The organism is Mesorhizobium sp. 131-2-1, from assembly GCF_016756535.1.
In the GTDB taxonomy this organism is placed as follows: domain Bacteria; phylum Pseudomonadota; class Alphaproteobacteria; order Rhizobiales; family Rhizobiaceae; genus Mesorhizobium.
The window spans coordinates 3,949,982-3,962,258 of the sequence record NZ_AP023247.1; the positions used below are offsets into that span (position 1 = coordinate 3,949,982).

Annotated in this window: 11 protein-coding genes; 2 read left to right on the plus strand and 9 right to left on the minus strand. The window is 63.3% G+C overall.

Going from position 1 to position 12,277, the window contains the following annotated elements; translation table 11 throughout:
* Positions 1–81: 81 nt before the first annotated feature.
* The 7 genes from JG743_RS19145 to JG743_RS19175 all read right to left on the minus strand — a co-directional run bounded on the left by JG743_RS19145 (position 82) and on the right by JG743_RS19175 (position 7,272).
* Positions 82–585 (minus strand): DMP19 family protein, encoded by a 504-nt coding sequence (locus JG743_RS19145; RefSeq protein ID WP_202292344.1) that lies wholly within the window; start codon positions 583–585, stop codon positions 82–84.
* On the minus strand, positions 582–971 hold the full coding sequence (locus JG743_RS19150; protein ID WP_202292345.1) for an SUF system Fe-S cluster assembly protein: 390 nt from the start codon (positions 969–971) through the stop codon (positions 582–584). Before JG743_RS19150 ends, JG743_RS19145 begins: the two co-directional genes overlap by 4 nt.
* Before the next feature lie 5 nt (positions 972–976).
* Entirely contained in the window at positions 977–2,218 is a 1,242-nt protein-coding gene (locus JG743_RS19155; protein WP_202292346.1) for a cysteine desulfurase, read from the minus strand.
* 107 nt (positions 2,219–2,325) lie between these two features.
* Entirely contained in the window at positions 2,326–3,600 is a 1,275-nt protein-coding gene (gene sufD / locus JG743_RS19160; RefSeq protein ID WP_202292347.1) for a Fe-S cluster assembly protein SufD, read from the minus strand.
* A 25-nt stretch (positions 3,601–3,625) separates the two neighbouring features.
* On the minus strand, positions 3,626–4,381 hold the full coding sequence (gene sufC, locus JG743_RS19165; protein WP_202292348.1) for a Fe-S cluster assembly ATPase SufC: 756 nt from the start codon (positions 4,379–4,381) through the stop codon (positions 3,626–3,628).
* A gap of 28 nt (positions 4,382–4,409) precedes the next feature.
* On the minus strand, positions 4,410–5,927 hold the full coding sequence (sufB, locus tag JG743_RS19170; RefSeq protein ID WP_202292349.1) for a Fe-S cluster assembly protein SufB: 1,518 nt from the start codon (positions 5,925–5,927) through the stop codon (positions 4,410–4,412).
* A gap of 184 nt (positions 5,928–6,111) precedes the next feature.
* On the minus strand, positions 6,112–7,272 hold the full coding sequence (locus tag JG743_RS19175; RefSeq protein ID WP_202292350.1) for a cysteine desulfurase family protein: 1,161 nt from the start codon (positions 7,270–7,272) through the stop codon (positions 6,112–6,114).
* A gap of 240 nt (positions 7,273–7,512) precedes the next feature.
* On the opposite strand from JG743_RS19175, the gene JG743_RS19180 reads away from it, so the two are divergent.
* Complete coding sequence (locus tag JG743_RS19180) at positions 7,513–8,187, plus strand: alpha/beta hydrolase (RefSeq protein ID WP_126054872.1); 675 nt, start codon at positions 7,513–7,515, stop codon at positions 8,185–8,187.
* 11 nt (positions 8,188–8,198) lie between these two features.
* Here the strand turns inward: JG743_RS19180 and JG743_RS19185 are convergent, their stop codons facing one another.
* Together JG743_RS19185 and JG743_RS19190 are read right to left on the minus strand one after the other, a co-directional pair.
* Positions 8,199–9,044: a phosphatase PAP2 family protein gene (locus tag JG743_RS19185; RefSeq protein ID WP_202292351.1), complete on the minus strand. Its 846-nt coding sequence runs from the start codon at positions 9,042–9,044 to the stop codon at positions 8,199–8,201.
* A 43-nt stretch (positions 9,045–9,087) separates the two neighbouring features.
* The gene (locus tag JG743_RS19190) at positions 9,088–10,731 is read right to left on the minus strand and encodes an ArnT family glycosyltransferase (protein ID WP_202292352.1); all 1,644 of its coding nucleotides are present in this window, start codon (positions 10,729–10,731) and stop codon (positions 9,088–9,090) included.
* A gap of 290 nt (positions 10,732–11,021) precedes the next feature.
* Here JG743_RS19190 and tyrS point away from each other — a divergent pair, with 290 nt between their 5' ends.
* Entirely contained in the window at positions 11,022–12,275 is a 1,254-nt protein-coding gene (gene tyrS / locus JG743_RS19195; RefSeq protein ID WP_202292353.1) for a tyrosine--tRNA ligase, read from the plus strand.
* Positions 12,276–12,277 lie beyond the last annotated feature (2 nt).

Below are 12,277 nucleotides of genomic sequence, written 5' to 3' on the forward strand. Positions count from 1 at the left end.
ATTCCATGCAGGTTCAAGGCCTGCCGAATGATTCTTCACCTAAAATGGTGAAGAATGTTGGCCGGCGCAACCCCAGCCCATTCAATGTGCCTTCGACAGCAATTGGTTGGCTTGCCGTTGAAGTACCTCGTGCATTCCTATCGGATGGCTGTCTTCGGCTGCATGGAATTGATCAGTCGCTTCATCGAATGCCGTCTCCGGCAAATCGTCCATCCTGTCCATTCTGGCAAGGCGATCTTCTGGGAAGTCAGCGCCAAAAACCATCAACGCATGTGTGGCAGCTTCCGCATGACCTGACAGGCCAAATGCCTGCATCGCCGAGATAGCGCGCGTGATCGTTATTCCGAATGAGTTGTGGAAATATTGGTCAAACGTCCCATTCATGACATCGCGAAGCAACGAATCCGCACAAAGGACACCGGCAACGTCGGCGGGCAGATCGCTCAGGAATGCGTGAAACTCGGCCGACGTATCGCAGGCATTAAGAAAGCTGTCACCACCCCAGCGTTGCATAAGTTTCATAGTTGCAGGCGGCACGAACTCGGGAACGTCTGTCTCCCACTCCTCCACCTGCAGCCCCGTCAATACCAGCCAACCGCGACCTGCGCCTCTTCCGACATGCGGTCGGGCGTCCATGGCGGATCGAACACCATGCTGACCTCGACGCCGGAAACACCTTCCACGGCGCCGACGGCGTTTTCCACCCAGCCGGGCATTTCGCCGGCCACCGGGCAGCCCGGGGCCGTCAGCGTCATGTCGATCTTGACCGAGCGGTCGTCCTCGATGTCGATCTTGTAGACGAGGCCGAGCTCGTAGATGTCGGCGGGGATTTCGGGATCGTAGACCGTCTTCAGCGCCGAGACGATGTCGTCGGTCAGCCGCGCCAGCTCGTCGGCGGGAATGGCTGAGGCCGAAACCACGGCGTTCGCGGCCGGTTCGCTTGTCTCTGCGGTGGTGCTCGCATCTTCCATGATCGTCACCCGAAGAACTTTCGCGCCTTTTCCAGCGCATCGGCCAAAGCGTCGACTTCGGCCCTGGTATTATACATGCCGAACGACGCCCTGCATGTGGAGGTGACGCCGAAGCGTTTCAACAGCGGCTGGGCGCAATGTGTGCCCGCGCGGACAGCGACACCTTGCCTATCGATCACCATCGACACGTCATGGGCATGGATGCCCTGCAATTCGAACGAGATGATGGCGCCCTTGCCCGGCGCGTCGCCGAAGATGCGCAGCGAGTTGATGGCGCGCAGCCGCTCATGCGCGTAGTCCTTGAGGTCCGCCTCGTGCGCTGCGATGCGCTCGCGGCCAACCTTCTCCATGTATTCCAGCGCGGCACCGAGGCCGATCGCCTGCACGATTGGCGGCGTGCCGGCCTCGAAACGGTGCGGCGGCTCGTTGTAGGTGACGATGTCCTCGGTCACCTCCTCGATCATCTCGCCGCCACCCATGAAGGGCCGCATCCCGTCCAGAATATCCTTCTTGCCGTAGAGCACACCGATGCCCGAGGGCCCATAGACCTTGTGGCCGGTGAAGACGAAGAAATCGCAGTCTAGGTCCTGCACGTCGATCGGCATATGGACCGCACTCTGGCTGCCGTCGACCAGGACGGGAATACCGCGGGCATGCGCGATGCGCACGATCTCCTTGATCGGCGTCACCGTGCCTAGCGCATTCGACATCTGGGTGATGGCGACGAGTTTCGTGCGCGCGGTCAGCCGCTTCTCGAATTCCTCGATGTGGAAGGCGCCGAGATCGTCGACCGGCACCCAGACCAGCTTGGCGCCCTGCCGCTCGCGGATGAAATGCCAGGGCACGATGTTGGAGTGGTGCTCCATGATCGACAACACGATCTCGTCGCCCTCACCGATCCGCTGCATGCCATAGCCGTAGGCGACAGTGTTGATCGCCGATGTGGTGTTGGAGGTGAAGACGATGTTGTCGGTGCTCGGCGCGTTCAGGAAACGCCGGACCGTCTCACGCGCCTTCTCATAGGCATCGGTCGCGGCGTTTGACAGGAAATGCAGGCCGCGATGGACGTTGGCGTATTCCTGGGAATAGGCGTGCTGGATGGTGTCGAGCACGACCTGCGGCTTCTGCGCCGAGGCGCCATTGTCGAGATAGACCAGCGGCTTGCCGTAAACCTGGCGCGACAGGATCGGGAAATCGCGGCGGATCGCCTCGACGTCGTAGGGAGTGGTTTCGATATTCTGGTCCATTTCGAAGTCCTTGCCGCAGCCAAGGCCGCGATCCTTCCAACACCCCTCATCCGTCTTGGCGCTTCGCGCCAATCCACCTTCTCCCACAAGGGGAGAAGGTTGGGTGCTTACCCGTGCGTCAAAAACCAATCGTCGAGCCGCGCTTCCAGTGCCTCGACGAGCGCCTCGTCTTCCAGTTCCTCGATCACCTCGGCGACGAAGGCTTTCACCAAAAGACCCCGCGCGGTCTTCTCGTCGATGCCGCGCGCCATCAGGTAGAAGAGATGGTCGTGGTCGATCTCGGTGACGGTCGCGCCATGGCCGCAGACGACGTCGTCGGCGAAGATCTCCAGCTCCGGCTTGGTCGAGAATTCGCCGTCATCCGACAGCAGCAGCGTGTTGCAGGCCATCTTGGCGTTGGTCTTCTGCGCATACTGGTGGACGTTGATGCGCCCCTGGAAGACACCACGCGCCTTGCCGGTCACCACGTTGCGGATCACTTCGGTCGAAGTGGTATGCGGCACCGCATGATCGAGCACCATGGTCACGTCCGTATGCGTATCGCCGGCCAGAAGATTGATGCCGCGCAGTTTGAAGTCGGCGCCTTCGCCGGTCGTGCGGACCACGACTTCCTGGCGCACCAGCCTGCCGCCGGCGTTCATGACGAACAGCGTGAGCTTCGCGTCCTTGCCGAGATGCGCCTTGAACTGCGCCAGATGCGTGGCGGCGTCCGGCTGCTCCTGGACGATCAGCCAGGTCACCTCGGCGCCTTCGCCTAGCACGAGCTGGCTGACGGAGCTGACGAGACCAGCGCCCTCGCCCGACTGACGTTCGACGATGGTCGCCCTGGCGCCGGCGCCGACGCGCGTCAGAAGCCGCACATGCGCCTGGCCGCCGGCCTGCAAATTCTGCAGTTCGATCGGCTTTCCCAGTTCGGCGCCGTCGGCGATGTCGACGAAGTAGCCGTCGGCGACAAAGGCGGTGTTCAGCGCCCCGATGGCGTCGTCGGTGCCATAGGGGTCGAGCCCGGGCGCGACGCTGCCGTCTGTGAGCTTTTCCGACAGGCGCTGCACCGTCACGCCCTCGACGGCGGGCAGTTTCGCGGTCGAGGCGCCGTTCAGCACCGGCAGCACTGCGGAGCCTTCCAGCACCGGCGCGATGGCCTTGGCCGCAGCAGAAGGCTCGAAGTCCGGGACCGGATTGAGGTTCAACAGGCGGCGCAGGTCCGTGTAGTGCCAGGACTCGACGCGCCGCGACGGCAGGCCGCGCTTGATCGCCTCGATCGCGTCGTCGCGCTTCATCATCACTGCGCCGTCGCCGGGCAGCAGCGAAAGCCGCTCGCCGAAGGCGTCGATCAGCGCGGTTTCGGCTGGGGTGCGCTGGGGCTGTGCGTGCATGTTCATCAGTTTCGCCTCGCCTCCCGGCATCTCACGCGGCTTCGCCGATCACACCGGCGTAGCCATTGGCCTCGAGGTCGAGCGCCAGCGACTTGTCGCCAGACTTGATGACCTGGCCCTTGTAGAGCACGTGCACGCTGTCCGGCACGATGTGCTCGAGCAGGCGCTGGTAGTGGGTGATGACAACGATGGCACGCTCTGGCGAACGCAGCGCGTTTACTCCGTCCGAGACGATCTTCAGCGCATCGATGTCGAGGCCGGAATCGGTCTCGTCGAGCACGCAAAGTTTTGGCTCGAGCAGCTTCATCTGAAGGATTTCGGCGCGCTTCTTCTCGCCGCCGGAGAAGCCGACATTGAGCGGCCGCTTCAGCATCGCCATGTCCATGCTCAGCGAGGCGGCGGCGTCCTTCACCCGCTTGAGGAATTCCGGGATCTTCAGCGGCTCCTCGCCGCGCGCCTTGCGCTGTTCGTTCATCGCCACTTTCAGGAATTCCATGGTCGCGACGCCCGGTATCTCCATCGGATACTGGAAGGCGAGGAAGATGCCGGCGGTGGCGCGCTCGGCCGGATCCATTTCGAGGATCGACTGGCCGTTGTAGAGGATGTCGCCTTCGGTGACCTCATAGTCCTCGCGGCCGGCGAGGATGTAGGACAGCGTCGACTTGCCCGATCCGTTCGGGCCCATGATGGCGGCAACTTCGCCGGCTTTGACCGTCAGGTTCAGGCCGCGGATGATCTCCGTGCCGTCGTCGACGATGCGGGCATGCAGGTTTCTGATCTCAAGCATTCTTTTCTTTCCTGAATATCTTGTCCGGTCAGCCGACCGAGCCCTCGAGGCTGATGCCGATGAGCTTCTGCGCCTCGACGGCGAATTCCATCGGCAACTGCTGGATGACGTCCTTGACGAAGCCGTTGACGATCAGCGCGATCGCCTCTTCCTCGGGGATGCCGCGCTGCATGACGTAGAACTTCTGGTCCTCGGAGATCTTCGACGTCGTTGCCTCGTGTTCGAATTGCGCCGTCGAGTTCTTGGCTTCCATGTAGGGCACGGTGTGCGCGCCGCATTGGTCGCCGATCAGCAGCGAGTCGCAATTGGTGAAGTTGCGCGCATTGGCCGCCTTGCGGTGCGCCGAGACCTGGCCGCGATAGGTGTTCTGCGAGAAGCCGGCGGCGATGCCCTTGGAGATGATGCGGCTCGACGTGTTCTTGCCGAGATGGATCATCTTGGTGCCGCTGTCGACCTGCTGGTAGCCATTCGACACGGCGATCGAATAGAACTCGCCGCTGGAATCGTCGCCGCGCAGGATGCAGCTCGGGTATTTCCAGGTGATGGCCGAACCGGTCTCGACCTGCGTCCACGAGATCTTCGAGCGGTCGCCTCGGCAGTCGCCGCGCTTGGTGACGAAATTGTAGATGCCGCCCTTGCCCTCGGCGTCGCCGGGGTACCAGTTCTGCACCGTTGAATATTTGATCTCGGCATCGTCGAGCGCGACCAGCTCGACGACCGCGGCGTGCAGCTGGTTCTCGTCGCGCTGCGGCGCGGTGCAGCCTTCGAGATAGGAGACGTAAGCCCCTTCCTCGGCGATGATCAGCGTGCGCTCGAACTGGCCGGTGTTCTTCTCGTTGATGCGGAAGTAGGTCGACAGCTCCATCGGGCAGCGAACGCCCTTGGGCACGAAGACGAAGGAACCGTCGGTGAACACGGCCGAATTCAGCGTGGCGTAGAAATTGTCGGAGGTCGGCACGACCGAACCAAGATACTTCTTCACCAGTTCCGGATGCTCGCGGATCGCTTCCGAGATCGAGCAGAAGATGACGCCGGCCTCGGCCAGCTCCTTCTTGAAGGTGGTGACGACGGAGACGGAATCGAACACGGCGTCGACGGCAACGCGGCCCGACTTGTAGACATTGTCGCTGGCTTCCTCGAATTCCGACACATCGGTCTTCTGCACGCCGGCGAGGATTTCCTGCTCTTTCAGCGGAATGCCGAGCTTCTCGTAGACCTTCAGGATCTCGGGATCGACTTCGCTGAGCGAGGTCGGGCCAGGCGTGCTCTTCGGCGCCGCGTAATAATAGATGTCCTGGAAGTCGATCTTCGGATAGTTGACGCGCGCCCAGGTCGGCTCTTCCAGCGTCAGCCAGCGCCGATAGGCTTCCAGACGCCATTCCAGCATCCAGGACGGTTCGTCCTTCTTGGCCGAGATGAAGCGAATGATGTCTTCGCTCAGGCCCTTGGGGGCCTTGTCCATCGCGATCTCGGTCTGGAATCCGTATTTATACTGGTCGACGTCGATCTTTCGAACCCGATCGATCGTCTCCTGCACAGCAGGCATAAGCGTTCTCCATCCACGCCGGGGTCAAGGCCCGACAGTTTTCAAACTATGGCACCGCGAAACGGCCGTGGGAGCGGCCGGGGCGGCGTAAGTTCCATATAGTGCGTTCCGACCGGGAATTCACCCGGCCAATTCAAACGCACGGCTCTACCAGGCCCGAGGGCCTGAATTCCTTTTGCCGCGCTCAGGCGGCCTTTTCCGCGCCCGCACGGCGCGCGGCGATGCCGGCAAGCGCCTTGCGGAACAGCTCGACGTCCTCGCCGCCCGTCGCGTGGCCGATCGACACGCGCAAGGCACCCAGGCTGTCGCCAAATCCCATGGCCTTGAGCACGTGGCTCGGCCCGACCTTGCCCGACGAACAGGCCGATCCAGCCGACAGCGCCACGCCGGCGAGATCGAAGGCGATCTGCGCGGTCTCGGCCTTGACGCCGGGAATAGCGAAGAATGTCGTGTTGGCAAGCCTCGGCGCGCCATTTCCGAAGATTTCCGCGTCAGCGGCCAGGGATTTTACCAGGGCCTCGATCTCGTCGCGTCGCCGCGCCACCAAATCGACGTCGCGCAGGCCGGCCAGCGCCTGCCGTGCCGCAGCGCCGAATCCGGCTATTGCCGCCAGGTTCTCGGTGCCGCCGCGATGGCCCTTCTCCTGGCCGCCGCCATTGATCAGCGGCTTCGGCATCATCAGATCGGCCGCGGCGACGATGGCGCCGATGCCCTTGGGGCCGCCGATCTTGTGCGACGACAGGATCAGATAGTCGGCATAGCCTGCCGACATATCGATTGGAATCCGCCCGACCGCCTGCACGGCGTCGATGACGAGCACGCCACCCGCCGCCTTGACGATTTCGGCGATGCGGTCGACCGGCTGGATAACGCCGGTCTCATTGTTGGCGGCATGGATCGCCACCAGCGGCAGGCCATCGGTCTTGTCGTTCCGGGCAAGCGCATCGCTGAGCGCTGCGAGATCGGCAATGCCATTTCGGTCGACGCCGATACGCGCCACCTGTCCGGCCGGGAAGCGTCCGCCATTGAGGACGCAAGGGTGGTCGGCCTCCGACACGTAGAGCCGGCTCATGCGCACCGCCCCGCGCCCCATCTGCCAGTCCGGCGAAAGCAGCGTGACGGCTGCTTCAGTGGCTCCGGACGTGAACACGACATGGGCCGGCCTGGCATTCACCAGGGCGGCCACGTCGCGCCTTGCATCCTCGACCAGCCGTCGTGCGGCGCGGCCCTCGGCGTGGACCGACGACGGATTGGCTGCACCAAGCGCTGCAACAACCGCCGAACGCGCGGCTTCGAGCAGCGGCGCGCTGGCGTTGTAGTCGAGATAGGCGCGAGTTGCGGCCATTTTCCTTCAATTGGTCCCGTCGAAAGCCATTCGCCAAGGATAGCGCGTTATTTCCTTGAAATCGCAAGGCAAGCCGTCCTATTTACGCGGCTTGCGGAAAGGGCGGTCGAGCCAACGGGTTTTGGCCACCCAGTTTTGAACAATTCTAAACTAGCTTCTAAGAAGACGCCCGTCCGGCGTCAAGGCCAGAGGAAGAGTTGTTCCGGGCTGAGCGCATTCTTATGCCAAGTGGAGTATTTTATGCCTGAGGTCATTTTCGCCGGTCCGGCCGGCCGCCTGGAGGGTCGCTACCAGCCTTCCAAGGAAAAGAGCGCGCCGATCGCCATCGTCCTGCATCCGCACCCGCAGTTCGGCGGCACGATGAACAACAAGATCGTCTACGACCTCTTCTACATGTTCCAGAAGCGCGATTTCACCACGCTTCGCTTCAACTTCCGCGGCATCGGCCGCAGCCAGGGCGAGTTCGACCACGGCACCGGCGAATTGTCGGACGCGGCGGCCGCCCTCGACTGGGTGCAGTCGCTGCATCCGGATTCCAAGAGCTGCTGGGTCGCCGGCTATTCGTTCGGCTCGTGGATCGGCATGCAGCTGCTGATGCGCCGGCCGGAGATCGAGGGTTTCATCTCGATCGCGCCACAGCCCAACACCTACGACTTCTCGTTCCTGGCGCCCTGCCCGTCGTCGGGCCTCATCATCCACGGCGATGCCGACAAGGTGGCGCCGCCCAAGGACGTGCAGGCGCTGGTCGACAAGCTGCACACCCAGAAGGGCATCACCATCACGCAGAAGACCTTGCCCGGCGCCAACCATTTCTTCGCCAACGACGCCGATCTTTTGCTGCAGGAATGCGCCGACTATCTCGACCGCCGGCTGGCGGGCGAGCTTGCCGATCCCAGGCCGAAGCGGCTGAGATAGGGCAATAGTCCCTATGGATGGTCGGCGCTAAGGCGCCTGCTCGTCAATTCCCGGCGCCGAGCCCCGTTGGGCCAACCCAGCCGGAATGTCTTCTTGCGCTCCGGCCGTTTCGACGACGGCCGGCCGAAGATGAAGCCCAGCCGGGCGAAGACCAGTCCCGACAGGATCGCGAAGGCCAGCCCCAGCCCGAAACCGGCAACCGTATCGCTCGGGTAATGCGCGCCGACGAAGACGCGCGTCGAGGCGATGCAGGCCGTGATCGCCAACGCGACGTACCAGCGCCTCGGGAAAAGCAGCAGCAGGACCCCGAACACCGCGCCCATCGTTGTGGCGTGGCCGGAGGGAAAGCCGGCAAAGCGCGCATCCATGGCGAAAGGATGCAGCGACAAAACTCCAAAATCGTCGAAATAGAGCGGCCGGGCCCGGCCGATGCCGTATTTCAAGAGATTGACTGCCAGGCCGGACAGGCCGACCGCGCAAAGCACCAGGAAGGCAAGGCAGGTCCAATTGTAGACGAAGAGCCGCGTTCGCCTGGAAAGGCTGCGCCAGTCGGTCAGGTTGGCGGCGACGAGGCACAGTGCCGCCGGGATGAGATACCAGCCGCCCAGGCCGAAATCGGTAAAGAAGTCGGTGAAATGAACGAAGCCGGGCGACCGCTCGCCGCGCATCCTGCCGGCGGCGCTGTCGAGGCTGAGGAAGACCGCCGCCGTGAGCAGCAGCCAGGCCAATGCCCAGACCAGCCAGGGGATCTCGGGGTAGCGCGCTGCCCGCACGGCAAAGCGGTTCTTCACGATGCGGATCGTGTCGAGGAAGTTGCCGAGCGAGCGGCGATAGAGGGTGGATGCGGTGGCGAGCATGGCTGGGCGCGAGCTTATAAGGGCATTCGAAGCCCGATGCTATTCACTCTGCCACCCGATAGAGCCCTAGCGCCAGTTTGTCTCCTGACGAATAGTTGAGCCCGTCGATCTCGGTAAGGCGTTTTGCGCTCTTGCCCTGCCCCGCGAGCAATTCGCTGAGCTTCTGCTCGTCCGTGACCGGCGCAAGCCCAAGCGCGCAGGCCGGATCGGCCAGCAGGTGCTTTACAACACCCTCGACATCGGTCAGCACGGTCCTGGTTCCCACCAGGAAGACGAGGCTCGGCTCATGATACGGCGCGGAGGCGAGCACGGTGGTGTCGCATGGCCGGTTGGCGTCGACCGCGACCTTGATCGCCGGGCTCAGCCAGATCGGCTTCAGCGATGGCGCGATGACGCCGAACAGCAGAGAAAAGGTGATGCCGGCGCAAATGGCGATCGCACCGACGCGTCCGAGCGGCACCTGCAATTGGCGCGGGAAGGCGAGGTAACCGGCGGCGAGCGCGGCGAGCGCGGCGGGAATGCTCCACCACGAAAATGCCCTGGCGAGGTAGATCGGCGCGCCGATGCAAACCACCGCAAGGCCGATGGAAACCAGGGCAAGGCCGAAGGCGGTCGCCCACCACAGCCAGATCTGCCAGCGCTTGAGCGGCGCGTTGGCCTCTTCCGGCTTCAAGGTCAGCAGCCAGCCGATCAGCAGCGCCATGCCTGGATAGGCCGGCATGACATAGTGCGGCAGCTTGGTCGGGATCGCCTCGAATACGAGCCAGAACGGAATGTACCAGGCCAGGCAGAAGCGCAGGCGCGGATCATCCCAAAAGCGGTTGAGGGCCTGCAGCCCGGCGCCGACCGCGATCAGGCCGAAGGGCCACATGAACAGCGAATAGGTCAGCATGTAGAAGCCGGGCGGCAGGCCGTGCGATTCCTCGCCCTGCGCCACCTTGTTCAGCATGTCCTTGCCGACCGCTTCCTGGAAAAAGGCGCCGCCGCTTTTCCAGCTGATCAGGATGATCCAGGGCAGCACGATAGCGAGCACGATGGCGACGCCGCGCGCCAGTTTCAGCTTCAGGAGCCAGCGCCAGTCGCGATCGAAGGCAATTAGCGCGGCCATCGTCAGCAGCGACAAGAGCGGAGAGACGGGTCCCTTGATGAGGATGCCGAGCCCCTGGGCGATCCAGAAGATCCACGGCAGATGGCCGGGAACCGGTTCGTTCCGGCGCGCGGCGAGATAGACCTGCGCAAGCGCACCCTGGGCCGCCACGCAACAGGCCAGGAGCATGGCATCGGTCTTGGCGTCGCGGCCCTCGAAGGCGGTGGCGAAGATCGCCGCCATCATCAGGCCTGCGGCGAGACCGGCATTGGAGCCGAAGAGTTTCGTGCCCGTCCAGCCGATGCCGACGACGGCGAGCGCGATGCCCAGCATGGAGACCAGGCGATAGACCCAGATCGGCGCGGCGGCGCCCTCGCCGCTCAGCGCCACGGCCGCCGATTGCAGCCAGTAGATGCCGATCGGCTTCTTGTAGCGGGTGACATCCTGCAGACGGATATCGACATAGTCGCCGGTCTCGACCATCTGCTTGGTCGCCTGGACGAAACGGGACTCGTCGCGGTCGATCGGGGGAAGGCTAGCGAGACCGCTGACGGTCATCAGCAGGCTGAACAGAAAGAGGATGATGTAGTTCCTGTTCATCGCGGGAGCTTCCGGATCTCGATTTGCGGGATGGTGCCCCGTCGCGGCGCCTGGGCGCTGCCCTTTGCGCGGCGCCTCATTACGCCAGCCGCAACCACGAGGCAAGGATACGCAACGTCATCCGCGCGGGACGCAAAACCGGAAACCACTTTTGCTGATCGCTGGTCTTTTGTCTGACGCGCGATCGGACGCAAAACCGGAAACCACTTTTGCTGATCGCGCATGGATGCTAAACGCCCGCCTTCATGTCACGCTTGGCCCGGCGCCGGGCGATCTTCGGGAAAGAAAAAATGTCCGCGTTCAAATCCGATTTCCTGCGCGTCATGAGCGAGCGCGGCTTCATCCACCAGATTTCGGACGAAACCGGCCTCGACCAGCTATTCGCCAAGGAAATCGTGACCGCCTATATCGGCTTCGATGCGACGGCAAAGAGCCTGCATGCGGGATCGCTGATCCAGATCATGATGCTGCACTGGCTGCAGCAGACCGGTCACCGGCCGATCGCGCTGATGGGTGGCGGCACTTCGATGATCGGCGATCCCTCGTTCAAGGACGAGGCGCGCAAGCTTTTGACGCCGCAGGACATCGAGGACAACCTGGCCGGCATCCGCCGCAACTTCGCGCCCTACCTTAAATTCGGCGGTGGCGCCGGCGACGCCGTCATGATCAACAACGCCGACTGGCTGATGGAGATCAACTACGTCAACTTCCTGCGCGATGTCGGCCGGCATTTTTCGGTCAATCGCATGCTCGCCTTCGATTCAGTCAAGCTGCGCCTCGACCGCGAGCAGTCGCTGTCGTTCCTCGAATTCAACTACATGATCCTGCAGGCCTACGACTTCGTCGAGCTCTACAAGCGGCTCGGCTGCCGGCTGCAGATGGGCGGCTCCGACCAATGGGGCAACATCGTCAACGGCATCGATCTCGGCCACCGCGTGGAAGGCGCGCAGCTCTACGCGATGACCACGCCGCTGCTCACCACTTCGTCGGGCGCCAAGATGGGCAAATCGGCCTCCGGCGCGGTGTGGCTCGATGCGGAAATGCTGTCGCCTTACGAGTTCTGGCAGTACTGGCGCAACACCGAGGACGCCGATGTCGGCCGCTTCCTCAAGCTCTACACGACGCTGCCGCTCGACGAGGTGGCACGGCTGGAAAAGCTCGGCGGATCGGAGATCAACGAGGCCAAAAAGGTTCTCGCCACCGAGATCACCGCCATGCTGCACGGCCGGGAAGCAGCGGAGACGGCGGGCGAAACCGCGCGCAAGACCTTCGAGGAAGGCGCGCTGGCCGACACGCTGCCCAGCGTCGAGGTCGGCAAGGCCGCGTTGGAAGCGGGCGTCGGCATCCTCTCGCTGTTGGTCACCGCCGGGCTCGCGGCCTCCAACGGCGAGGCGCGGCGGCACGTGCAGGGCGGCGCCGTGCGCCTCAACGACCAGCCTGTCTCGGACGACCGCCGGACGGTGACGCTTCAGGATCTGAGTCCGGAAAACGTCGTAAAGCTTTCAGTCGGAAAGAAAAAACACGTCCTGGCGCGGCCAGTCTAACG

Bases quoted from the DNA above. Each gene is read 5' to 3' on its own strand.
- JG743_RS19150 (WP_202292345.1), bottom strand. From the start codon at position 971: ATGGAAGATGCGAGCACCACCGCAGAGACAAGCGAACCGGCCGCGAAC.
- JG743_RS19155 (WP_202292346.1), bottom strand. From the start codon at position 2,218: ATGGACCAGAATATCGAAACCACTCCCTACGACGTCGAGGCGATCCGC.
- sufD (WP_202292347.1), bottom strand. From the start codon at position 3,600: ATGAACATGCACGCACAGCCCCAGCGCACCCCAGCCGAAACCGCGCTG.
- sufC (WP_202292348.1), bottom strand. From the start codon at position 4,381: ATGCTTGAGATCAGAAACCTGCATGCCCGCATCGTCGACGACGGCACG.
- sufB (WP_202292349.1), bottom strand. From the start codon at position 5,927: ATGCCTGCTGTGCAGGAGACGATCGATCGGGTTCGAAAGATCGACGTC.
- JG743_RS19175 (WP_202292350.1), bottom strand. From the start codon at position 7,272: ATGGCCGCAACTCGCGCCTATCTCGACTACAACGCCAGCGCGCCGCTG.
- JG743_RS19180 (WP_126054872.1), top strand. From the start codon at position 7,513: ATGCCTGAGGTCATTTTCGCCGGTCCGGCCGGCCGCCTGGAGGGTCGC.
- JG743_RS19185 (WP_202292351.1), bottom strand. From the start codon at position 9,044: ATGCTCGCCACCGCATCCACCCTCTATCGCCGCTCGCTCGGCAACTTC.
- JG743_RS19190 (WP_202292352.1), bottom strand. From the start codon at position 10,731: ATGAACAGGAACTACATCATCCTCTTTCTGTTCAGCCTGCTGATGACC.
- tyrS (WP_202292353.1), top strand. From the start codon at position 11,022: ATGTCCGCGTTCAAATCCGATTTCCTGCGCGTCATGAGCGAGCGCGGC.